General features: G+C 39.0%; 18 protein-coding genes. 11 read left to right on the top strand and 7 right to left on the bottom strand.

Features of this window, described 5'->3' with window-relative positions:
* The first annotated feature begins 104 nt into the window (after window positions 1-104).
* The 6 genes from GQO39_RS01485 (at window position 105) to thpR (ending at window position 5,157) form a co-directional block, all read left to right on the top strand.
* Window positions 105-827, top strand: a complete 723-nt coding sequence (locus GQO39_RS01485) for a response regulator transcription factor (protein WP_007552305.1) — start codon at window positions 105-107, stop codon at window positions 825-827.
* A 39-nt stretch (window positions 828-866) separates the two neighbouring features.
* Window positions 867-2,651 carry a sensor histidine kinase gene (locus GQO39_RS01480; RefSeq protein ID WP_156850644.1) on the top strand — a complete coding sequence of 595 codons (1,785 nt, stop codon included), beginning with the start codon at window positions 867-869 and terminating at the stop codon, window positions 2,649-2,651.
* A 23-nt stretch (window positions 2,652-2,674) separates the two neighbouring features.
* Complete coding sequence (locus GQO39_RS01475; protein ID WP_156850643.1) at window positions 2,675-3,139, top strand: HPr kinase/phosphatase C-terminal domain-containing protein; 465 nt, start codon at window positions 2,675-2,677, stop codon at window positions 3,137-3,139.
* Window positions 3,140-3,271: 132 nt separating this feature from the next.
* A complete protein-coding gene (locus GQO39_RS01470) occupies window positions 3,272-3,661 on the top strand; it encodes a PTS sugar transporter subunit IIA (RefSeq protein ID WP_007552302.1) in 390 nt (129 codons plus the stop codon).
* 25 nt (window positions 3,662-3,686) lie between these two features.
* A complete protein-coding gene (locus GQO39_RS01465; RefSeq protein WP_040298666.1) occupies window positions 3,687-3,980 on the top strand; it encodes an HPr family phosphocarrier protein in 294 nt (97 codons plus the stop codon).
* A 637-nt stretch (window positions 3,981-4,617) separates the two neighbouring features.
* Complete coding sequence (gene thpR / locus GQO39_RS01460) at window positions 4,618-5,157, top strand: RNA 2',3'-cyclic phosphodiesterase (RefSeq protein ID WP_156850642.1); 540 nt, start codon at window positions 4,618-4,620, stop codon at window positions 5,155-5,157.
* A gap of 108 nt (window positions 5,158-5,265) precedes the next feature.
* Here the strand turns inward: thpR and grpE are convergent, their stop codons facing one another.
* Both grpE and hrcA read right to left on the bottom strand, forming a co-directional pair.
* Complete coding sequence (grpE, locus tag GQO39_RS01455; RefSeq protein ID WP_156850641.1) at window positions 5,266-5,928, bottom strand: nucleotide exchange factor GrpE; 663 nt, start codon at window positions 5,926-5,928, stop codon at window positions 5,266-5,268.
* Between the two features lie 124 nt (window positions 5,929-6,052).
* Window positions 6,053-7,123, bottom strand: a complete 1,071-nt coding sequence (gene hrcA / locus GQO39_RS01450) for a heat-inducible transcriptional repressor HrcA (RefSeq protein WP_007552296.1) — start codon at window positions 7,121-7,123, stop codon at window positions 6,053-6,055.
* Window positions 7,124-7,437: 314 nt separating this feature from the next.
* Between hrcA and rdgB the strand changes: the two genes are divergently transcribed.
* On the top strand, window positions 7,438-8,085 hold the full coding sequence (gene rdgB / locus GQO39_RS01445) for an RdgB/HAM1 family non-canonical purine NTP pyrophosphatase (RefSeq protein WP_156850640.1): 648 nt from the start codon (window positions 7,438-7,440) through the stop codon (window positions 8,083-8,085).
* A complete protein-coding gene (gene hemW, locus GQO39_RS01440; RefSeq protein ID WP_007552294.1) occupies window positions 8,082-9,281 on the top strand; it encodes a radical SAM family heme chaperone HemW in 1,200 nt (399 codons plus the stop codon). The genes rdgB and hemW overlap by 4 nt, the downstream gene beginning before the upstream one ends.
* A gap of 101 nt (window positions 9,282-9,382) precedes the next feature.
* Here the strand turns inward: hemW and dapE are convergent, their stop codons facing one another.
* From dapE to GQO39_RS01425, 3 genes are all read right to left on the bottom strand, one after another.
* Window positions 9,383-10,555 (bottom strand): succinyl-diaminopimelate desuccinylase, encoded by a 1,173-nt coding sequence (gene dapE / locus GQO39_RS01435; RefSeq protein WP_007552293.1) that lies wholly within the window; start codon window positions 10,553-10,555, stop codon window positions 9,383-9,385.
* A 215-nt stretch (window positions 10,556-10,770) separates the two neighbouring features.
* Window positions 10,771-11,517, bottom strand: coding sequence for a M48 family metallopeptidase (locus GQO39_RS01430; protein WP_156850639.1), 747 nt, complete (start codon window positions 11,515-11,517; stop codon window positions 10,771-10,773).
* Between the two features lie 33 nt (window positions 11,518-11,550).
* The gene (locus tag GQO39_RS01425; RefSeq protein ID WP_156850638.1) at window positions 11,551-12,330 is read right to left on the bottom strand and encodes an alpha/beta hydrolase; all 780 of its coding nucleotides are present in this window, start codon (window positions 12,328-12,330) and stop codon (window positions 11,551-11,553) included.
* A 193-nt stretch (window positions 12,331-12,523) separates the two neighbouring features.
* On the opposite strand from GQO39_RS01425, the gene infC reads away from it, so the two are divergent.
* Together infC and GQO39_RS01415 are read left to right on the top strand one after the other, a co-directional pair.
* Window positions 12,524-13,042, top strand: a complete 519-nt coding sequence (gene infC, locus GQO39_RS01420; protein ID WP_040298621.1) for a translation initiation factor IF-3 — start codon at window positions 12,524-12,526, stop codon at window positions 13,040-13,042.
* A 222-nt stretch (window positions 13,043-13,264) separates the two neighbouring features.
* Window positions 13,265-15,031: an ABC transporter ATP-binding protein gene (locus GQO39_RS01415; protein ID WP_156850637.1), complete on the top strand. Its 1,767-nt coding sequence runs from the start codon at window positions 13,265-13,267 to the stop codon at window positions 15,029-15,031.
* Window positions 15,032-16,310: 1,279 nt separating this feature from the next.
* Here GQO39_RS01415 and GQO39_RS01410 read toward each other — a convergent pair.
* Both GQO39_RS01410 and GQO39_RS01405 read right to left on the bottom strand, forming a co-directional pair.
* Window positions 16,311-20,960 (bottom strand): translocation/assembly module TamB domain-containing protein, encoded by a 4,650-nt coding sequence (locus GQO39_RS01410; RefSeq protein WP_156850636.1) that lies wholly within the window; start codon window positions 20,958-20,960, stop codon window positions 16,311-16,313.
* Entirely contained in the window at window positions 20,960-22,918 is a 1,959-nt protein-coding gene (locus tag GQO39_RS01405) for an autotransporter assembly complex protein TamA (protein ID WP_156850635.1), read from the bottom strand. The genes GQO39_RS01410 and GQO39_RS01405 overlap by 1 nt, the downstream gene beginning before the upstream one ends.
* Before the next feature lie 410 nt (window positions 22,919-23,328).
* Here GQO39_RS01405 and GQO39_RS01400 point away from each other — a divergent pair, with 410 nt between their 5' ends.
* The gene (locus GQO39_RS01400) at window positions 23,329-24,861 is read left to right on the top strand and encodes a YifB family Mg chelatase-like AAA ATPase (protein ID WP_156850634.1); all 1,533 of its coding nucleotides are present in this window, start codon (window positions 23,329-23,331) and stop codon (window positions 24,859-24,861) included.
* Window position 24,862 lies beyond the last annotated feature (1 nt).

Below are 24,862 nucleotides of genomic sequence, written 5' to 3'. Positions count from 1 at the left end.
TCTGCTACAATTTGTATCATATTTGTTTTGCAAAAAAAATGTGAACTCCCATATAAATAGTGTGGGTAGTTTGCTACCACAGCAATAGAAAGGTCTAAGAAGCCATGAAAGATACACCAACAATCACGCAAACGATTGTACTTGTTGATGATGACCGCAACATTTTGACATCTTTATCTTTTGCGCTTGAGACAGAAGGCTATCGGGTTGAAAGTTATACAGATGGAGCATCTGCACTCAAGGGTCTAACACTTCATCCCCCACACTTAGCTATTTTTGATATTAAAATGCCCCGAATGGATGGAATGGAACTCTTGCGCCGACTGCGACAGAAGTCTGATATTCCAGTTATTTTTCTTACGTCTAAAGATGATGAAATCGATGAGCTGTTCGGTCTCAAAATGGGAGCTGACGATTTTATTACCAAACCTTTCTCTCAACGTCTTCTCATTGAGCGTGTGAAAGCTATTTTGCGCCGTTCTAACGCGCGTAACCAGCCGCTTGCAACGGGAGCTTCTCCCACCTCTTCTCTTAAACGTGGAGATCTTGTGATGGATCAGGAGCGCCACACCTGTACATGGAAAGATAAACCTGTTATCCTTACTGTCACAGAGTTCCTGATTCTACAGACCTTAGCACAAAGACCAGGAGTTGTAAAAAGTCGTGATGCTTTGATGGATGCCGCATACAGTGATCAAGTCTATGTAGATGACCGCACCATCGATAGTCACATTAAACGTCTGCGAAAAAAGTTTAAACAAGTGGATGATGATTTTGCAATGATTGAAACACTTTATGGTGTAGGCTATCGTTTCCACGAAGTATGAAGCTCTTTTGTCGCACAAGTTTGAACAGCGATCAAATCGATGACAAAAAATACTCAACTGGAAACTCTGCAAAAAACAGCGCCAAATGGTATCCCTTCAACGCCGTTTCCCATGCTTGCCCATTTGTATCTTCGAATACAGCGCCTTCTCAGACAATTGCTTTTTTCTAGTCTTACACGCCGCATTGTTATATTAAATATTGCTGCCCTTGCTGTTCTGGTTACAGGTATTTTATACCTTAATCAATTTCGTGATGGTTTAATTGAAGCGAAAATCGAAAGTTTATTTACTCAAGGAAAAATTATCGCTGGAGCCATTGCCGCTTCTGCAACGGTAGATACAAATTCTATTCTCATTGATCCCCAAAAACTTTTGGAATTACAAGCTGGAGAAAGTGTTACCCCCACACCACAATCAACAGACTCTTGGGACTTTCCCATAAATCCTGAACAAGTTGCCCCTCTTTTACGACGCCTTATCACACCCAAAACAACGAGAGCGCGTATTTATGATCGTGATGCCACTCTCCTTCTTGATTCGCGCGCTCTTTATTCAAGTGGTGAAGTTTTTAGCTATGACTTACCACCACTTAAAACTGAACAAAATACATGGGAACGCCTCTCTTCATGGTTTTCAAACACATTTTACGGCAATGGTGTTGCTCTTGATAGAGAACAAACAAAAAACAATGCTATTGCTTACCCAGAAGTATACCGAGCATTAAATGGGACTCTTTCTACTACCCAACGACGCAACAGACAAGGCCAATTAATCGTTTCTGTTGCTGTACCTGTTCAACGCTACCGTGCAGTAGTAGGGGCACTTCTTCTTTCTACCACCAGTTCAGATATTGACAACATTGTAAAGGGAGAAAGATTGGTCATTTTTAAAGTCTTTGCCGTTGTAGGCAGTGTGCTTTTGGTACTTTCTTTATTTTTAGCTCACACGATTGCGCATCCCTTAAGCAAATTATCTGCCTCTGCTAACCGTGTGCGCAATGGCAATAATAAGCGCGTAGAAATTCCTGATTTTTCAATGCGTGAAGATGAAATTGGTCATCTTTCTACTTCTATTCGTGATATGACAAATGCCCTTTATATGCGCATTGAAGCCATTGAACGTTTTGCTGCTGATGTAAGCCACGAATTAAAAAATCCGCTTACCTCATTACGGAGTGCTGTTGAAACACTTCCACTAGCTAAAAATGAAGAAGCACAGGAGCAATTGTTTGAAATTATTCAACATGATGTGTGTCGTCTAGACCGTTTAATTACTGATATTTCTGATGCCTCTAGACTAGACGCAGAACTTGCTCGCGAAACCGCACAAATTGTTGATATGACACTGCTCTTGGAAAGTCTTGTTCATGCTGTTCAGGAAGTATACCGTAATACGCAAACCATTGATATAAGCCTTAATGTTGTCCCACTTCCTCATGGAAAAGCCTATCTTGTGTTGGGACACGAACTCCGTTTAGGGCAAGTTATTTCCAATCTCATTGAAAACGCACGCTCCTTCATCCCCCATAATAGTGGTAAAATTTGTATAACTATGAAAAGTCATGGTTCAACCCTCATTTTAACTATAGAAGACAACGGACCCGGTATTCGTTCAGATAATATTGAACGCATTTTTGAACGTTTCTACACTGATCGACCAAACGAAGATACTTTTGGACAAAACTCAGGACTTGGACTATCTATTAGTCGGCAAATCATCGAAGCCCATAATGGGACAATTACAGCAGAAAATATTGTTGACCCCAAACTTGGAAATAGTAAAACTGGAGCACGTTTTATTATTATGCTTCCCTTCGCTAAATAAATCGTTTATCCAAAGCAAAAAGCATGAAAACAGAAAGTGAATTACTGCATGCAAATTGTCTTCAGCTCGGAGGAAAGGGGCTGTTGATTATAGGCCCATCGGGTTCAGGAAAATCAACCCTTACCCTTTCTTTGATCGACCGTGCTGAGTGGTCAAAACGTGAAGCAAAACTTATCAGTGACGATTACACTGAGCTCCGTGTGGAAAATGGAAAACTTCACGGATATACACCAGAAGGTTTACAAGGAGGCATTGAAATCCGCGGTGCGGGACTCTATGCGATAGAGTTTGAAAAACAAACAACTATCGATTGTGTTATTCTTCTTGGTCCTGAATATGAACGCTTTTCCATAAATAAAACTTTTCAATTTGCAAATTTACGCATTCCTCTTTTAAAACTTCCTAGCCTTCATGAAGCCGATTGTACAGCCATTTGTCAGGCTATTGAAGCATTCTTTTTTAGAAAAGTATGGCGTAAATCTGTCTGATTTTTTCTAAAAATAAAAAAATCATTATTTTTGCCTTTTTTTTGCAAATTTTTCTTGGCAGCAGAACAAAGCCTTGTAAAATGTCTTTTCCACCAATATGGTCGGGTTTTTAGTTAACAGGAGTTTGTGTAAATGATTGGACTCGTGCTTGTAACGCACGGTGAGCTGGCTGTCGAATTTCTACATGCTGTAGAGCATGTTGTTGGAACACAAGAAAAATTTGCAACAATATGCGTCTATCCCGATGATGACATAGATCAGCGCCGAGGTGATATTATAGCGGCAGTTTCCTCTACAGATACAAACCATGGTGTAATCATATTAACAGATGTGTTCGGTGGAACGCCGTCAAATATGGCTATTTCTGCTGTTGAAAAAGGACGCGTTGAAATGATTGCGGGTGTTAATCTCCCCATGCTCATTAAACTGATATCTATTCGTCAATGTCCTGATATTTCATTATCAGAAGCTTTAAGAATAGCACAAGAAGCAGGGCGTAAATATATTAATGTACCAGTATAATTTTATAGCGGATAATGAAACACTGATGCTTTCTAAAGATACTCTCCCCTGTATAAGCCGTCATTTTAATATCTGTAATAAACGTGGATTGCATGCGCGTGCTTCCGCAAAGTTTGTACAAACTGTTGACAATTTTAACGCCATTGTTGAAGTTGAAAAAGATGGAAAAATCGTTGGCGGTTCATCTATTATGGGACTTATGATGTTAGCAGCCTCCCCTGGTTGTAACCTTACTATCCGTGTATCAGGACCAGAAGCAACTGACGCTCTCGATGCTCTTGAAAAACTTATCAATAATAAATTTGGAGAAGAAAACTAAAGCTTCTCACAAAAAAGGAATGATGGTTATCTTTGAAATGAGGCGAGACTTCTTCTATCATTGTATTGATTGGCTTCCCCATTTTTTCTTAAAAATATCTGCATTCATGTCGATGATAGATTAGGTGTATAATTATTCATAAACATAATCCGTGTTGTGTACAATGTTTGTGTGTAACTTCTCTTCCAAACAATATTTGATCAATTTGAATGTTTATCGTGTATTATAGCTATTATTACGACTTAACACATATGCCTAAATATTTACTACAGAAAAGAGAAACATTCACCTTTTGCCAAATATGCCAACTTTTAAGCTATTTTAGACAAATATAAAGATAATCACATAAATCAGAAATTTATCAACTTTCCTTATCTTAGACTGTATTTACGGTGTTTATAATGAAAACGCAAGCAATCCTCCACTGCACATCTTTGTATTAAAAAGTATGCAAATATGGTTTTTGTTTGCATCATAACCACTCTTTTAGATTCATAAGCTTTATGCATTTAATTATTATAGACATTTTTTAGACATTATTTTTTTGCATCATTGCCTTATACTTGGCGGTACAGGCTTTGTGCTTGTTGTTCGCCATTGCGTTTGTGGTGGCATCTTTTCACTGTAAGGAAATATCATGAACCGTCTGTTTTGTGCTCTTCAAATTCCTCAACAAACAACAGAAGCTCTCATATCGCTGCAAAATGGCTTACCACAAGCGCAGTGGATCAATCCGCAGAACTTTCACGTCACTTTGTCTTTTTTTGGTGAAATTGAAAGCTCCCTAACAGATGAAATTGTGCGTGCTTTTGACACAATAAAGCTCTCTCCTTTTATGCTGCAAGCAAGAGGTTTTGAGGTTTTTGGTTCAGAAAATGCTCCGCATTCCCTTGTTGTTCGTATTGAGCCTTGTGAAACTCTCCGTCTTCTACATGAAAAGATTCAATGTATTCGGAGCAGCCTGCACTTAACACCTGATGAAAAACAATTTACTCCGCATATTACTCTTGCGAGATTGCTTGATATTAAACCTGATGATCTTCCTTCTTATTTGTCTTCTCGAGGTAGTTTTTTGTTCCCTCCTTTTAAGGTCGATCATTTTGTTCTATTGTTATCACCGTCTCCTTCAAGCGACGCTCCGTACATTGTAAAAAGAAGCTGGGCACTTCAAGAATAAAAGGATGTTTCTAACATCCTTTAGAACTTTCTTTGATAGAATGCCTTACGGGTGTAGCATTGCATGCAGTACTGCACCTTTGCGCGGTGGGTATATTTTTGATGCATTTTAAGCTGAATCAGATTTAACAGAAGCTTCTTTTGCTCCACCTTTGGCTACACCTACTATAGCTGGACGCAAAACACGTTCACCGATAATGTAACCTGCCTGAACAACTTGTTGAACAGTGTTATCTGGAACATCAGAGTTAGGAATTTCAAACATTGCTTGGTGAAAGTTAGGATCAAATTTTTGCCCTTCTGGATGAATTTTCTGCACTCCGTGACGTTCCAACGCTGCTATCATTGCACGCTCAGTCATCTCAACGCCCTCCGCTAATGTTTTCAAACCAGCATCACTCTCCTTTGCCCCTTCTGGAATAGCCTCTAAAGCACGATTGAGGTTATCAGAAACAGATAACATGTCACGCGCAAAATTGGCAATTGAATAAGCCCTCGCATCCGCCATATCACGTGCAGTACGACGTCGAAGGTTTTCCATGTCTGCAGCAAGACGTAAAAGCTGGTCTTTCAGGTCTTTATTTTCGTTCTGCAAAGCAGCTAAGGGATCTATAAACTCATTTTCCTCTTTTGAAATCTCTGCGCGAGCTTCGGCTTCGCGCGTTTTTAAAAACTCATCTGCTGCTTGTTTAAGTGCATCACGATCAGTTGGATTTTTCAAATCGCGATTTTCCAATGAAGCGTCAGTAAATTTGTTTTTTTCTTCAGACATAAAAATTCCATTCCTTCATAAGATTTGTTATTCTCGATATCGAAATTCTGCAGGCAAAAATCAAGGGGTATTTACGCATCTCAATACAATGAATATTTATAATATAAATGTTCACCTAAATGTTTTAACGCAACAGTTGTGATATAAGTTGAGCCGTATAATCAACCATGGGCACAATCCTAGCATAATTAAGCCGTGTGGGTCCAATAACACCTAAAGCACCAATAACTCTTTGCTTTGAATCACGATAAGGTGCCACCACTAAAGAAGAACCAGAAAGCGAAAACAATTTGTTTTCTGAACCAATAAAGATACGAACTCCTGAACCTTCATCCGTTAAATCAAGGAGCTGTGCCATACTTTCACGCGTTTCAAGATCATCAAACAGATGTCGTAACCGCTCCAAATCTTCTTCTGCTTTCACATCTTCAAGCAAATTACTGCGCCCACGAACAATAAGGTGTATTTTATGATCAGCACCTTCTCCTCCCCAAAGAGCTAACCCTGTTTCAACAAGATGATGAGACAAATGATCAAGCGCAGCCCGCGTTTCTGAGCATAAACGTGCAATTTCTTCTTTAGCTTCACTCAATGTACGCCCCTGAATATGAGCATTGAGAAAATTCGTTGCCTCTGTCAATTGTGCATGGGTAACACCTTCCGGTAAATGAACAACACGATTTTCAACCTCCCCTTGTTGGGTTACTAAAACTGCAAGAGCTTGCGCCCCATCAAGACGTACAAATTCAATATGCTTCAACGTTCCTTCATATTTCGTTGCTAGAACAAGCCCCGCTCCACGTGAAAGATCTGAAAGAACGCGACTCGCTTGAACGAGAAAATGTTCTACAGATTGTGCATGACCAGCCTCCTTGACTTGCGTTTCGATACTTTCACGCTCCTCGCTTGGCAAATCACCCGCTTCCATAAATGCATCAACAAAAAATCTTAACCCTGATTGTGTTGGCATTCGCCCCGCAGACACATGCGGTGCATAAATCAACCCAAGATGTTCGAGATCACTCATCACATTGCGAATCGTAGCAGGCGACAATGTCTGTTGCAAAAGCCGCGAAAGATTTCGTGATCCTACAGGTTCACCATCATTAAGATAAGCCTCAACAATATGACGAAAGATATCACGTGAACGCTCATCAAGATATTTTAGTTCATCATCAATAGGTTTGTGCTTCATTACAATTAATTCACTACTCTAAAAATACTTCCTTCTTATATAAGTTTTGCCAAGGTTTGGTCAAACAGTCTAAAGTAGTGCAAAAGCACACTATATATTTATCATAAAAAATGCTACCATTAAAGGAGTACAGCCTTTATGTCTTTGCAATTATTATCCTTATCAAATACAAAAGATTTCATTTAAATAGGATATCAATAAACATGCAAAAAGATCGTGTCTTGTAAAATCTGATAAGATCCCTATCATACGGTCACTTAAGCTAGTTTCTAGCATAAAAATAGTATCCCCCTTTCATTTCTGGAGAGATGTATATGAGAAGCATAGCAACAAAAAAACTCGTCATTGCTACACATAACACCGGAAAATTGCATGAAATTACCGCATTGGTTGCCCCTTTTGGTTTAACAATACAATCCGCAAAAGAGCTCGGATTACCAGAACCAAAAGAAACGGGAACAACATTTGAAGAAAATGCCTACATTAAAGCTTTTGCAGCAGCAAAAAATACAGGACTTCCGGCTCTTTCTGATGATTCTGGCATGGAAGTGGATGCATTGGGTGGTGCACCTGGCGTTTATACAGCTGACCTTGCCCTTCAACCTGATGGCACACGTAATTTTTCAAAAGCTATGCAAAAAGTAGAAGATGAACTCCAAAAAGTTGGAGCACATGAAAAAAGCCAACGGAAAGGCCGATTTATATCAGTCATCTGCATTGCATGGCCCGATGCTTATGCAGATTATTTCCGTGGGTGCGTTGAAGGTACATTCATTTGGCCACCACGTGGAGATAAAGGTTTTGGCTTTGATCCCATTTTTTTACCAGATGGATATGAAAATACCTTTGGTGAAATGTCAACAGAGCAAAAACATGGCTGGAAGCTAAATGATAAAACACCCCTCTCGCATCGCGCGCGTGCTTTCAAGCTTTTCGCAGAAAACCTTTTAACACCCTCATGAATAAAATTTTTGGCATTTATATTCATTGGCCTTTTTGCGCTGCTAAATGTCCTTATTGTGACTTTAATTCGCACGTACGCGTCCATGGCGTTGATCAATCACGCTTTGTAACCGCTTTTGAACGTGAAATAGAAACGCAATACCATAAAATAGGTCCACGTCATATTACCAGTATCTTTATTGGTGGGGGGACGCCCTCTCTTATGACTCCTCAAACTGTTGATGCTTTATTGCAAGCAGTTGCAAAAAAGTGGACGGTCGATGATAAAGCCGAAATCACACTGGAAGCCAACCCATCAAGTGTAGAAGCAGAACGTTTTCACGGATACAGAGCGGCAGGAATTAACCGCTTATCCTTAGGTGTACAAGCACTCAATGACAAGGCATTACGACAACTTGGCCGTCTCCATGATGTAAAACAGGCTCTTCACGCGATTGCTTTGGCGCGGAAAATCTTTCCACGTTTATCTTTTGATCTTATTTATGCCCGCCCCGAGCAAACACTCGAGCAATGGAAAAATGAACTTTTTCAAGCCATTGACTTGGCAGCAGACCATCTTTCTCTTTACCAACTGACTATCGAAGAAGGAACCGCCTTTAAGCGGCTTCACGCCGCAGGAAGACTTATCCTCCCCGCTTCAGAACTCGCAGCAGATCTGTATCATCTTACCCAAGAAATAACTACTACACATGGACTTCCAGCCTATGAGATCTCAAATCACGCAAGTCCCGGTTCCGAATCAGCACACAATCTTCTTTATTGGCGTTATCATGAATACGCAGGCTTTGGTCCAGGGGCACATGGTCGCTTTATAAAGCATCCATTGAACAATTTTTCCGCTTTCTCAAAAACATCTTTATCACACAATGAAAACCATGAACGTTATGTCACAATCAATGAAAGGTATCCTGAACACTGGCTTGAATTGGTAGAAACTACAGGACATGGCTGCGTTGAAACAGAACAATTGACCAGAGAGCAACAGGCAAACGAAATGCTTCTCATGGGATTGCGTCTTTGCGAAGGTTTGAATCTTACACGTTATGAAACCTTAAGCCCCAAGGGTTTACCAATGGAAAAGCTTATCGATTTACAACAACAAGGGCTAGTAGAAATGCTAGGAAATCAGCGCTTAAAAGCGACAAAAAAAGGACGCATCCTTCTTGACCACATTATCAACCAATTAGCAAACTAGCATCTTTATGACTTTAACCTGCGTTCTCATCAATTGCGATATAGCATTCACGGTTTTTAATTTGTGGTAAAAATGTTTTTTAAAAAACAATTGCTTCTTTTTTACGCAAAAAAATCAACAATGAAACGTTCATAAATAACAGTGAGAGTTTCCAGTGCATCAAGATTTACACACTCATCCACCATATGCATCGTTTGCCCCAGTAAACCAAATTCAACCACTGGGCAATAATCTTTAATAAATCGCGCATCCGAAGTCCCCCCTGAAGTTGAACATTCTGGTATACTTCCTGTTACGCTTTTAATAGCATTTGACAAAGTCTTAACGAGTTTATCATTTTTTGTCAAAAAAACATCTCCCAAACTTGGAATCCATTCCAGATGATAGGAGGGGTATTGATCAGATTTATTTTTTGATTGTATTGAAGAAAGACGCTTTTCAATTTCTGCTATAAGCGTTTCTTTTGTCCAAAGATCGTTGTAGCGTATATTAAAACGGATCATTGTTTGCGCTGGAATAACATTTACCGCTGAATTTCCCGTATCAATAGTTGTTAATTCCAAATTACTTGGTTGAAAATTTTCTGATCCTTGATCTAAGGCAGTTTGCGTCAATGCTTGAATAAGCTTACTTGCTAAAGGTAATGGATTAGCTGCTCGCTCAGGAAAGGCAACATGCCCTTGGCGACCTTTAACTGTGATAATACCAGAGATTGATCCTCGGCGTCCAATCTTTATCACATCACCAACAACTTTTACGCTTGTTGGTTCTCCCACGAGAGCTGCAGTCCATTTTTCACCTTTTTGCTCCGCCCATTTGAGAAGTTTGACCGTACCGTTAATAGCAGGACCTTCTTCATCGCAGGTAATCAGAAAACTTACTGTCCCTTTAATGGAGCGTTTCTCAAGAACTCGAGCCAGCGCTGCAACAAAACAGGCAATCCCACCCTTCATATCAACAGCACCCCGCCCATATAGCTTCCCTTGATCTATTACAGCTTCAAAAGGAGGATGTATCCAGTGTTCTAACACACCTGGTGGCACAACATCAGTATGACCTGCAAACATAAGATGCGGCCCCTCTCCCCCTATTTTTGCATAAAGATTTTCAACATCTTCTGTATTCTTATCCGAAAAAACAGGACGTTCAATATGAAACCTCATCTTTGCTAGAAATTGTTCCAAAGTTGATAAGGCACCCGCTTCATGAGGTGTAACAGAAGGACAACGAATAAGCGCCTGTAATAGTTGAATTGGATTTGTAAGGACAGGCATAGTGCTCTTCCAATCTAAATTGAGGAGTTACCAGAAATTATTAGGCTGAATTACAAAAAAGATAAAGTAAAAACATTGAAGGCACTCAGCACACTAGGCAGGGGAAGATAATCGTGCTGAGGCTTCAATGGCTTCCTCACCCATGAGTGACTAAGCACACACATAACGGTACACTTAACAAAAAGTTCCATCACATATTATCTTTTAAGGGCTTTTCATATTTCTAACTTATATGAATGAAAATTGATTGCTTGCAGTATATGACCATTTTTCTTCAACCAAGCACGATACTTTTTACTATCTGGACAAAGCTTTTCACAAAGATCCCAAAATTTTTGTCCGTGATTCATTTCGACAAGATGAGCAACCTCATGCGCGACAACATATTCAACAATTTCTTTTGGTGCCATAATAAGGCGCCAAGAAAAAGAAAGACGCTTGTCTATTGAACAAGATCCCCAACGACTTTTTGTATCTTTATAGCAAACTGATTTCACTTTACGCTCTACTTTACGTGAATAATACGCAACCAATGGTGTTATAGTGAGCGCCGCCTGTTTTTTTAGAACATCAGCAACACGCCTTGGTAAATATTCTAATTGACCATAAACGATAATTTGAGGTTCCTGTCCTGCTTCGCCTACAACAATTTCTGATACCCCACGCCCTTCTTTATGTCCTATGGTATGTGCAACACCCAATACAGGAATCGTTGTACCTTTTTTGAGATAAGCATTTTCGTGAGAAACACATCCACGCATAAGACGCGTTTCAATCCAAAATCGGTGCTTTTCAATGAAATCTTGAACCAAACAGAGACTTATCGCTGGCGGTGTTGTTACACAAATTTCCTGCCCGCTTGCATCAATACGTAATGTAAGACGGCGCGCGCACTTATGTCTGCGTACGCGTATAGGTACAATACGATCAGAGAAAATAAAATGTTGTTCATAAACGGTCATACATTATGTCTTTATCTTCAATGAACTTGACCCTTATCCTGCATTAATTCTGTCAATTAACGACCTCAACACTGCTTCGAGGCATTCTAAATCCTGCGGACGCGAAAGCCGATGGTCCGCATCACGAATAAGTGTTAATGTTACATCATGTAAAGGCAAATGATCAAGTAAAGTCAGTGTATGCTGATAGGGTATCTCTGTATCTTCCATACCTTGCAAAATATGAACTGGACACCCAATATCAATGCATCCTTTCATAACACAGTTATCTCGCCCATCTTCAATCAGTGTCTTGGTGAAAAGAAACGGCTCCGTATCACCAACAGCAGGTCGCTCAATACATCCTTTTTCTTCCAGAATTTTCCATTCTGCCGGTCCTAATTCTGGTTCCACTAATGTTTGTGTAAAATCAGGAGCCGGCGCAATCAACACCATACCAGCAAGCCTCTTATTTTTCTGCGCTAGCATCGTCGCAAGTTTGAGAGCAATCCACCCCCCCATAGAGGAACCAATCAAAATTTGTGGTCCTTTACAATAAGTTTCAAAAACCGCTAAACTTTCTTTGACCCAACGCGATATCGTTCCTTGAAAAAAGTTACCCTCTGATTCCCCATGACCTGAATAGTCAAAACGCAAACAAGATAAGTCATTCTTCTGAGCGAAGCTATCAACCATCACCGCTTTTCCCCCCAACATATCGGATTGATAGCCAGAAAGCCAAACCAGACTAGGAGAGCCGCAACCTTTGCGATGGCGCACTGCAAGAGCGGTACCTTCAAACGAAAAAAATTGGCAAGGAATGTTTTGATCCATGATTCTTTTCCTTTATGAACTATTTTCTCTTATAAAAGAAAAATTCCTATCTTCCAAATTCTCTCACAAAGTCATAAATCAAATAATGAAAAAAGCGCGAATTCTTGTTGTTTTTCTGTGTATAATTGTATATTAAATTACATTGTAGATTAATCAAAATTAAGGAGCATAAACCATTCGTAGACCGTTTAAAATAACACCTACTCAAAAAGACGGGCCACGCTCAAATCAGGACATTCGAGTTCCTCGTGTTCAGCTTATCAATGATGAAGGACAACATCAGGGAATTGTTGCAATACAAGAAGCACTTGCTATGGCCGCAGATGCAGGGCTTGATTTAGTTGAAATTGTGCCGAATGCAGAACCGCCCGTGTGTAAAATTATCGATTTGGGTAAATTGAAATATCAAACCCAAAAAAAGGCGGCTGAAACACGTAAAAAGCAAAAAGTCATCGAAATCAAAGAGATTAAGATGCGTCCAAATGTTGATGTCCATGATTATGAGGTCAAGCTCAAAGCTGTTCATCGCTTTATTGGTAATGGTGATAAAGTAAAGATTACTTTGCGTTTTCGTGGTCGTGAAATGGCACACCAAGATCTTGGATTAAAGCTTCTTCAGCGGGTGAAAGAGGATACCTGTGAAATTGCTAAAATCGAATCTGAACCAAAACTCGAAGGCCGTCAAATGATGATGGTGATAGCACCTAAGTAATGTTTCATTGGGATAATATATAAAATATGACTCATCTAGAGTTGAGTATATGAATATGATTTAAAAGTGCCACATATTATTGTTGTGGCACTTTTAAATTGGTAGTTGTTATGCGCTAACCTCTCTCATTAAGAGAATACTCTTTTTATCAAAACGACTAAATGTTTTTAATAAGAGTGCTTCAATCTTGCATGAAACAACAATAAAATATAGAAGCGCTTCATGGTCAAAAAACAAATTTCTGCTTTTGATAGACATCTGATCATCCGTCTTTTGCGAGAAAATTTTCATAAACATGCGTGTTGGTATGGTGCCGCTGTTTTTTCAATGATCATTATTTCCTGCACAACAGCAGCCAGTGCATGGATTATGCGTGACGTTGTCAATTATATTATTGACGCGCAAAATTTCAGTATGATTGTTTTGATTTCTAGCATCATTGCTTTCATTTTTATCCTCAAAGGGATAGCAACTTTTGCCCAAATTTACTTTTTGAGCAAAGCAGGCAACAGTATTGTTGCTGAACAGCAGCGTAAAATTTACGCACGTCTTATGGAACAGGGAGTCTCTTTTTATCATAATAATGCTTCATCTGATCTTCTTGTGCGTGTAACCCATAATGCTACAGCCGCGCGTAATATCATCGATACAATTATTACAACTTTTGTACGTGATTTGCTTTCCGTTAGTGGCCTATTGCTTGTTATGTTTATTCAAAACTTTACGTTAATCGCCATTACTTTAATAATAGGACCACTGGCTTTTTTAGGAGTTCGAATGGCTTTAAAACGTGTTCGTAGCCTTGCGGAAAAAGAACTCCTTTCTCTTGGTGAAATTATCAAAATTGTACAAGAAAGTTCTATTGGTATTCGTGTTATCAAAGCTTTTTCATTAGAAGAGCTCATGAAAAAACGTATGGATAAAGCCATTTGCGATGTTGAAAAACAAGCAAATACTATTGCAACACTTCAAGCCGTTACAAATCCGATTATGGAAACCCTCGCTGGTGTTACCATTGCGGGTATTATCTGTTTTTCCGGCTACCTTGCAACTCAGCGTACAGGCGTTCAAGGTGAGTTCATGTCCTTTATTGTTGCTTTGCTTCTTGCTTACGAGCCTGCAAAAAGACTCGCAAATGTACGTGTTAAAATTGAAGCTGGCTTGGTCAATATCCGTACGATGTTTGAAATCCTCGACCGTCCTCTTACGGTTATAGAACATGCAAAAGCTAAAGATTTGGATAAAAGACAAGGAACTATCCGTTTCGAAGATGTTTCTTTCGCATATACAGGTAACCAAATGGTGTTGAAAGACATTAATCTAGAAATAGAACCTAGAAAAATGACAGCGTTGGTAGGACCATCTGGTTCGGGGAAATCAACACTTATAAACCTTATTATGCGCCTTTATGACCCCACAAAGGGACGTATATTTATTAATGATCAAGACATCCGTTATACTACATTTCGCTCCCTTAGAAATCTGATAGCTTATGTAGGACAGGATACTTTTCTTTTCCAAGGAACTGTTAAATACAATATCGAGCTTGGAAAAGCAGGAGCTCACGACAACGACATTATTAAAGCAGCAAAAGCAGCCAATGCTCACGACTTTATTATGGATCTACCAAATGGCTATGATACACAGATAGGCGATAATGGCTGTAATCTTTCAGGTGGACAAAAACAACGACTCGCCATCGCCAGAGCAATGCTTCATGACAGTGAAATTCTGATTCTTGATGAAGCAACAAGTGCATTAGACTCGCATACTGAAGCACAAATTAATGAAGCTCTTCACCATCTCACAAAAGGGCGCACGACTATCACTATTGCCCATAGACTTTCAACGATTGCTCGCGCTCATAAAATTATTGTTATACAAAATGGTCAACTAGTCGAACAAGGTACTCGAAAAGAATTGCTTGCAAAAGAAAACGGTTTTTACAAAACGCTTCATAATATCCAATTCAAAAAGCATGAGCCTTAGTTTCTAGATACTTAAGTAAGTATTTGAGATAAAAATGGATGAATTCATATTCCTTAAGTGCAGAGATTGGCAAAAAAAATTACACTTTATTGAAGACACACTTTTAGGATTTGTATGATAATTGAAAAACTTCTCTGTTGTTTTACTGAAGAAATTCATCTTACTTCAAAAATGAGGACTCAATGGCGAGAGTTTCACCTTTCCTCAAGCAAGTGGAGTCGCATTCATAAACATTATGAATTTTTATAGCAGCAAAAAAATAGACTTCAAATTTTGAAAAAGCTGCTAAGAACTATGATGATAAATCTGAGTGATGCACCTTTGTTTACCAGCCATTTCCATGCTGCCGGTTATTAGATTACGCCATAAATTAACAATAAGCTTAGCATAAAAGGACTCATTGAAGAGAAACCGTTAATTTATTTATAACGAGACTTCCTGCTGTAGCGGACATCTTGGACTATACTTCACGTTTTATTTTCTCGTCTAAGAACTGGAATAATGTTAAGCACCTTAATTTCTTAAAAATAAAATACATATGTCATTGCTGATAAAAGTTATGATCCTAATGCGCTAAAAAACAGGTGAGAAGCAAAACTATATTCCTATCATTCCTTACTGCTTAAATAGGAAAATATTGCATAGCTGTGATGGTCATCATTACAAAAAAGTTACCTTATCGAACGCATCTTTAAGGAAACACAACACATGGGCTTATAATGATAATTCATCGTTTTGCAATTTAAATGAGAGCTCTGAATACTGTAAGATTTCTTCATTTTAAATCCTTATCATGCCGGAAAATTGTTTGCTTGCACATCACAAGACAGATCAACGCGTGGATAAAAAGCTATTTAAGAAAGCAATAAATATATACTTTTCATAAACCGTTTCAATGCAAGAGCAGCTGGCAAAATTTGGAGCTGGTAAATAGAATGATGTACTCGCTTAACCCTTGCATTAGTAAAAATGGTGGTGCACCATGGATTTTGCGTTATACTCTTTACCAGTGCCAGTGTAGAATGCGATTTGGAGCAACAAGAGATATTAAACAAGCACGTAAATGAACAGTATAACAATGTGCTATTTTTCGTAAAGAGCGTGCTTCTCATTGAGAGAACGTGATAAACAGAAAACAAATATTTTAGACATATCTTCTCGCGATTTGATAAAAAAGCATCTTTTTTTATGGAGTTTCTAGTCTAGGTTTCAGTCTTCCTTTGATTTATAGAGTTAGGTGCATAACACTTCAGTAATTGGAACTTAATAACTTCAACCCTTAATAGTCTCTTTCATAAAATAAACCCACACTAGAATTTTTTTCATTTCCTATAGCGCCTTTGGCTTTAAGATTGCGTGAAATGTCTAAATTAATAGTTCCCTTCGTCTTTCCATCCGATCCTGCTTCAAAGCCTAAATAAATATTATTGTGTATATAACGTCCAACGCGTAAACCCGTATTACCTTTTTCATCAACGATAACATCAAGATCATCAAGACCAATTTTAGACCGTAGAGCATTCAATAAAGATGTATTAGAAGCACCTGCAAGATCAGCTGCCGCTGCCGCAAGCTGAGCAATCTGAAATGGTGATAATTCATTAAGAGAGCGATTAAAAATCAAACGTGCCAAAATCTCATCCTGTGGCAAATTTGGTTGTGAAGAAAAATTAATATCAAGATTATCAATCGTTCCACTTACAGTTACTGTGACGCGAATATCACCACTATTATTGTTGGTGACAAAATAAACCGTAGGATTAAGATTACCGCTAAAACTTGCTTGTCCTTGATCAAAATTAAGACGCTGTGAGAGAATATCAAAACGTCCACGAATCATCTGAAACTCACCAACTGGATGCACATCATTCAATGGACCTGCTATGTTAATGCGTCCTCCCAGTTCAGTGTCTAACCCTCGCCCACGTACAAAAAACTGATTTCGTGCCATAATACGCATATCTGACAATATAACAGATGAGGATTCTTGAGAGATATCACGAGTTTTGGTAGTGATCTTAACATCAGCACGTTCAAGTGTTTTTTGAATCGATTTAGTTAAATTCTTGTTCTTAATATTAAGAAATTTTGCGTTCTGAAAATGATCAGGAACAAGAATTTCAGCTTTTTCAACGATGACATCACCACCAATAACAAGGTTACCCAAAAAATTACCTGCCATTGTCATCTTGCCGGACAACGTTGCAAGAATCATAGAACCATCATTATAATTGGCGTGATCAAGATTAAACACCAAATCTGTCTCTCCATCATGAAAAATACGGCCTGAAGCAGAAATTAATCCCCCCTCAGATGAAGAAGCTGAAGCTTTTTCTATAAAAATATGATCGCCATTCGACTTGCCTTCAATTGTTATATTGTTCAATCCTACATTTGTTTTTGAATCAAAAAAACTACCATCAACTATAGAGAGATCTCCTACCAACTGTGGCTTCCATAATTCACCACTAAGAGTTGCATCAACTTTGGCTGTACCCGTTACATGCGCACCGCGCTTAGCTAATAATAGATCAATAAAAGCAATAGGTATTGTCCCTTTAACATTCAATTTGGCCTCTGAACCATTGAGAGCAACAAGCCCATTTATGGAAAGATCTAAGCCTTTATCTCCAGTTGCTATCATATTCTCAATATGAAAAGTCGATTTTTTGTAAGAACCACTGGTATTCATATTGATCGACATAGGACCTTTATGCGTCATAGCAGTCAAGTTTTGACTTGAAAGATCAAAATGAGCAGATGGCTCTTTCATTGTTCCACTAATATCAACCCTACCAACAATCGTTCCTCCAAGCGCTTGCCCTTCAATAAAACTATTAACCAAATGTGCAGGAAAATCTTGCAAATTAACATGGAGATCAAGCGTATTTTTATCTAAAGATATACGACCTTGTGCCTGTGCTTGTACCCCTTCTCCCGTTAAATTTGCATTCAAAGTAAGGTTTTGATCTACTGTTTTGCCTGTAGCAGTAAGCACAAATGGCATTACTTTTTTATCTTGAAGAGCAACCGTTGTTAGCCCTTCACCTTTTATATTATAGGTTACATCAGGTTTTTTAAAAGGACCCCGGATTATAACCTGCCCTGTTAAAGTACCAGCCGCTCCAAGATTGGATTTCCATAAATTGACTAAAGCAGCAGGAAGCGCATTCATTGTGAGGTACAGATTAAGGGTATCCTGCACATTTCCCGCAAGTATAACTTTGCCTCCATTAATTGCGATTCCTAATTCATTTATTGTTATTCCTTTTTTATCAAAAACAATCGTAGCCGATTTAGGCAATGTCGCGTGAAAATTGTGTTGTTTAACATCTATGGTTTCAATCTGCACTTCTCGTTTTATACCTTCTGGAAATTTCATCGTAACCATACGGCCAGAAAGTTGTGCATTTGTATTATTAGGCAACATCGCTTGAACAGTAAAAGCCGTTTGCCCATCGTTGCCATTGGCATGAGCATTTAGACGATTAACCATCATCAAAGGCGTTTGGATACGCTCTGCATTGATAACTCCCTCAAACTGAGCCATACCAAAAGGATCAAAGACATCTGCTTCGACTTCCAACTTTTTAATTTTATTCTTTGCAAAGCTTAAATGGTCAACATGCGCTTTTAGGATAGCTTTTTGTCTGCCATTTTGTTCGTCAAAAATAAAATCTCCTTTTACTTTTCCACTGCCTTCTTGCAAAAATAATGCAGCAAGCGCTGTAATATCATCAGCGTCAATATGCAAAGCTCCCTTCACACTCCTCCCAAGCTTTTGAGAAAGGTCGCCGGTTATTTTTGCACTTCCTCCTCTTATATCAACATCTTCAAGCGTTCGAATCTGATCAGAATCCTTAAAAGAAGCAGATAAATGCAATGGTTTCTCAGAAAAAGTTCCTTCACCCTTTATAGAACCCGTTACAGAAGTGTTCGGCGCTGTATTATCCACCAGAGTTTTTATAGTGAACGTTGTGTTTTTTAGCTTCTTTCCTACTAAAAATGCTTCAGCAACATCAGCACGTGTATTAAGTTTTATAAGGCTATTGCGCCCTCTAGCAGTACTTTGGATTATGAGCGTACCATTTATTCTCGGATCTAATCTGGCGAGATCAGATATTTGAGCATAGAAATCCATTTTAGCGCTCTCATTTGAAAAATATCCATTAGCTTTTATGTTTGCGTATTGGCTTTTCAAATTTAAATGACGCAAAATTAAACCTGCCGTGTCGTGAACAGCACCACCTGAAAGAGTAAATTTTCCTTTGAATAAACGATCTAAAGGTTCCATGCCTATTTTCACATTGTCTGTCATCCCTGATAATTCAAGATCAAAAACGCCATCAATTAAACCGATAATTCCTTTGGCTTTAATATCTGCGCTACCAGAGAATGATTGTCCACTCAGCAAACTAAAAGGAGCTAGTGTTTGGGCTTTTAAACTAAGGTCGCCTTTAAAAACAAAACGATCCATTTTTCCTTTTAACCAAGCAGAAAACCCCTGACTCGTAACACTAAAATCATGAATCAAAACTGGCTTTTTAGAAACAATATCTGTATCTAGATGCACATGAACTGTTTGTCCTAGACTTTCTCCCAACGTGCTCTCACTTTTTTCAATCCCTTGAAACGTTCCCTTAACCTGAATACCAACATGACGAGAAGCTGCATTATCAAGATTTTCGCTCACCCCCCCCATATCAAAAATCGCATTACGAATATGAATATTTTTATTGCTCAAATGATGTACAACAAGCCGGCCATTCCAAGATTGTTGCCCTTCACGGCCATAATCAATATTTAAAGCAAGATTATCTACACGCATTGGGGATTTTGACGTTGCTAAATGAGTAGCATCATTTTCCTTATCAAGAGCCATTTTGCCATCAACAAAAAGCCGCCGCAAAAATCCATCTGTTGTTATTTCAGCATTAGCCAAAATATTCATTGTTTTACTCTGAATCACCATATGATCAAGATGCTTCACACCGTCTTTTGTCATCCTTGCCTCTGCTTTCAATGTTACATCAGATTCAAAGAAGCTACGATATTGTGGAGGCATTAAAGGACCAAGTGTGCCTACCAGTTTAGTAGAAAAACTGTGCCCTTCTGCAACACTTGCAAGAATAACATTGCCATCCAAAATAGGACGGTGATCGGCTTCTAAAGAAAGACTGACAACTAAATCATCGAAAGTACCATCACCTCTCATGGAGAGATTTAATGCGGGACGCTTTTCAATGTTAAAAATATTTGCCAAAATGCCATTTTGCGATTCATCAACAGAAATATCAATTTTAGCTGTACGATTGCTATCGGATATCTTTGTTAGAATAAAAAAAGATCCCTGTGCATCTAAACGATGAGCTGCTATATTAACATCAAAATCACTATTAGCTAAGGTTAGATTGCCTTTTAAAGACACATCAGCAGAAAAACCAAAAAGATCCTGTTCAAACACCACGTGTTTAGCCGCAAGCGTGTTTATAGAAATGGCAAGTGGCAACTTTGGTAAAGAAAACTTTCCTGCCTCAAGAGAAGCAAGAAGAGAAAGATTGTCATGTGGTTTGCGTAAAAACGTAATCTGTTCTGCTGAAAGCTGGTTAATATCTATGCGCCCTCTCATTAACGCTAGGCGGTTCCAGTCCATTTTAGCATTGGTAATTTTAAGCCAAACACCTTTTTTATCACTCACAGTAATAACATCAATCGACGTTTGAGAAGATAGTGCCCCTTGCATATTATGTAAACGAACTTGGCGATTAGGCGCTGAAAGTCCACGTTCAATCAAAGAGATAAACCATGAACGATCATCCACTGTTGCTTCGCTAGAGGATGAATTGCCTCTCTGGGCAAAAACAAAAGTGCTCACCAAAAAAAATAAAAGACCAAATAAGAAAGCCGATAAACGCACACTTTTTTTCATTAAAACGCTTGTCCTATACCCACATAAAAACCAATACGAGGATCACCTTTTTCCCGCTTAAGAGGAAAAGCTAAATCAATGCGTAAAGGACCAAGACCTGTCATATAGCGACCTCCAATACCCGCTCCCCATTTCATTTTTTGAGAAAAATCAACAAACACTTTTTCTCCTACAAGACCTCCATCAAGAAAACCGACAACTCCTATCTTATCATTTAAAGAAAAACGTAATTCTGCTGCCCCCTCAACAAGTGACCGCCCGCCAACAACAGCATCATTTTCTGTTTTGATACCAATATTGCGATAAGCATAACCGCGAACGGAACCACCACCACCAGCAAAAAAGAGCGTATCAGAAGGTATTTGTGCTGTATCACTCCCAAGAATTGTACCAAATTTTGCCCGAGCCGCAAAAATAAAACGATCATTTTTATCCAGTGTCCAATAAGAACGACCTTCCACAGTCGTCTTTGTCACAAAATTACTAAAACGCATTTCATAAAAAGGTTCAACAATCACTTCACCATACAAACCTTTTGTCGCATTAAACTTATTATTACGACTATCATAAATCAAACCACTCGGTAATCCGATTGTTGTAAAATTACGGCTCCCAAAATAAATATCACGTGAATAACCATTAGAAACTTCTACAGCAACTTGTCCTGATAGATTACTATTAAAGATATGCGTTATACCCAACTTTCCTTTGATGGCTTTTGTCGTGTAATTGTCTAGAACATCTTGCTGTATTTTCAGTTCTGCCATAAAGTCAGTATCAGGAGTGAATATACCAGGCTTTAAAAATGTGCCGCCGAAAAGATAATCAAAATTTTTCAGATTATATGCTTTCTCCCTGTTCCTGCTAATACCGCTTATTTTAGTCTCAACTTTGAGGCGTTCTGCATGACCAAAAAGATTGTTATGCATCCAATAAGCTTCAAAACCAGCACCATCTAATGTTGAATAGCTACCACCAACACCGAAACGGCGTGGTTTACGTTCTTCTAAAACAAGCGCAAGCGGTAAACTCCCATCAGGGTTAATTGTATCAGCCTCACGTATATCCACAGCACGAAAAACATTAAGTCGTGCAAGCATTCCATTTGCTTTGGCTAATGCATAAGAATCATATTTTTGGCCTATCTTCAACCCTGTCATCCATGCAATGTAGGCTGAATCCACACTTGGCTTCTTACTAACATTACGTACAGTTAAAGGGCCGTAATAAGCTTTTTGTCCAGGATCAACAGTAATCTGCGCATCAATAAGACGGGTTGCATGATCAGCGACCACTTCACTTTTCATAATTTTAGCTTTAGCATAACCCTGTCGACGCCACCCTTCAATCGCCCATCTTTCTGCTTTCAAAATGGTTTCAGATTTGGCAACAGCCCCAACCTGATAACCTAATTCTTCAATTGTTGGCACTCTATTAGTTTCATATTTCACAAATGGAGCAACTTTATCTATATCTGCAACATTAAAAACATATTGTGGACCAGCATCAATGGTAATAACAACATTGGATTGTGCAGGAAGTTGAGTCATAGGACTCAAATCAGCAGCTTCTAAACCATTAATCTTAATACTGATCACACCACCGTAGCGTCCATCAGCATAAAGAGCAGAAAGAATTGCCTGATAATCTGAACGCGCTTTAGCCAACAAGCCAGAAGAACTGGATGCCTTATCTTGATCAACAACGAGAGAAGATACAGCCTTAACTATCTTAACGCCTTCTGATGGAGTACCTAACGGTGTAACAATATCAACTTTATAAAATTTTTCCGTACCACTGATATGAGAAAAAGAATTTGTTTTTTTTTGACCAAAAAGAGGTATGCCGAAAAACTCAAATGCCGCAAGTTGCTGCGGAAACGCACAGACGAAGCATAAGACTATAAATATACTGCGTATGGTTCCTGATTTAAAAAAAACTCTCGTCTGATATACCATTAAATCAGATACCTTCAATATGCTTTACATCACTTTGTACTATAAATAACATTGAACAAGAAAACTAAATATACCTATTCTGGATATTTCATACGTTTGATCACAGCAAATAACATTCTTTTCTTGCAATGCATAACGCCTCCCCTCCTTATATTCATAAAACCTTGCACTACTGTGTAATATAAGCAGCCTCTCTCCCTTTTTCCTAGCATATTCATTTAGTTCATTATAAATGTTTTATTTAACCACATATAATAATGGTTAAATTTGTACAAATTACTCTCCATGGCTGTATTCAAAAAACTTGCACCTCTATATAGATCTCTCACTCAAAAAAACCATAGAGACACTTCTTGATTTTTATGTGCAAATATGATTTTCTTCTCTAGGTAAAAGGGGGGGGCAGACTGATGATCGCGCATGTTACAACTGTTGCTTTTCGTGGTCTAGAAGCAGTACCTGTTGATGTACAGGTTATGATTTCTCCCGGTAAAATAGGAATGGCTATTGTTGGATTAGCCGATAAAGCAATCGCAGAAAGTCGTGAACGCGTACAAGCAGCTCTACATGCTTGTGGACTTTCTATGCCTAACAAACGGGTTACGATTAATCTTGCACCAGCTGATCTGCCTAAAGAGGGATCACACTATGATTTACCAATAGCTGTAGGCTTAATGCTTGCTATGGGGCTTCTTCCTCCTGAAATTGCGCAAGACTACATCATTCTAGGCGAATTATCGCTGGATGGTTCTATCACCGCCGTTAACGGTGTTTTACCAGCTGCAATGACAGCTTTATCGTGTGATAAAGGACTCATTTGTCCCCATTCATGTGGATCTGAAGCAGCATGGGCAAATGCAGAGATGAATATTCTCGCCCCCGAAACCCTTCTTACTATAGTCAATCATTTTAAAGGAACCCAAATTCAAAAACGTCCACAACCCCGCCAATATACTATACAAACTGAACTTCCAGACCTTTGTGAAATTAAAGGACAGAAAACCGCCAAACGTGCATTAGAAGTTTGCGCAGCTGGACGACATAACCTTTTGTTTGTAGGTCCTCCTGGCGCTGGAAAATCTATGTTAGCCCAACGTTTACCTTCCATTTTGCCCCCTCTTGATAGCCGTGAGCTTTTAGATGTTTCTCTGATTGCTTCCATCACAGGAGAAACAGTCCATAATACCATTTCACTTCACTGTCCCTTTCGTGCTCCGCATCACTCTGCTTCCATGGCAGCAATGATCGGTGGTGGATTTAAAGGACGACCAGGAGAAGTGTCACTTGCACATAATGGCGTTTTATTCCTTGATGAATTACCTGAATTTTCTCCACAAGTCCTCGATTCTCTTCGTCAACCTTTAGAGAGCGGAGAATGTGTTATCGCCCGCGCAAACCACCATATCAGTTATCCTGCCCGCATCCAACTCATTGCCGCGATGAATCCTTGTCGATGTGGTATGGCAGGCGAAAAAGACTATGTTTGCGCGAAAGGAATACGCTGTCAAATCGATTATCAATCCCGTATTTCTGGTCCTCTGCTCGACCGAATTGATTTACGAATTGATGTTCCTGCTTTAACGGCTATGGATCTTATGCAACCAGAACAATCAGAAAAAAGTTGCGATGTCGCAAAACGAGTCGCACGGTGCCGTGCGATTCAAGCCAAACGTTTTGTTAAACTGGGACTTGATCATATTCGCACCAACGGTGATTGCCCCGCTAAAATCATCGAAGAAATTGCCATTCCTGACCAAAACGCAGCTAAACTCTTACGAGATGTGAGTGAAAAAATGCACCTTTCTGCACGTGCCTATCATCGCATTCTCAAAGTTGCACGCACCATTGCTGACCTCAACGAAGCAGACCATCTTTCACGCTATCATCTCGCAGAAGCTATTTCCTACCGACTCGGCACTGAAAAACTAACAGCTATTACTTAAG

Origin of the sequence: Bartonella refiksaydamii, from assembly GCF_902652675.1 — a bacterium.
GTDB classification, from domain to species: domain Bacteria; phylum Pseudomonadota; class Alphaproteobacteria; order Rhizobiales; family Rhizobiaceae; genus Bartonella; species Bartonella refiksaydamii.
Note: the sequence above shows the minus strand (reverse complement) of the source record. Positions and strands in the feature narration are given on the sequence as shown.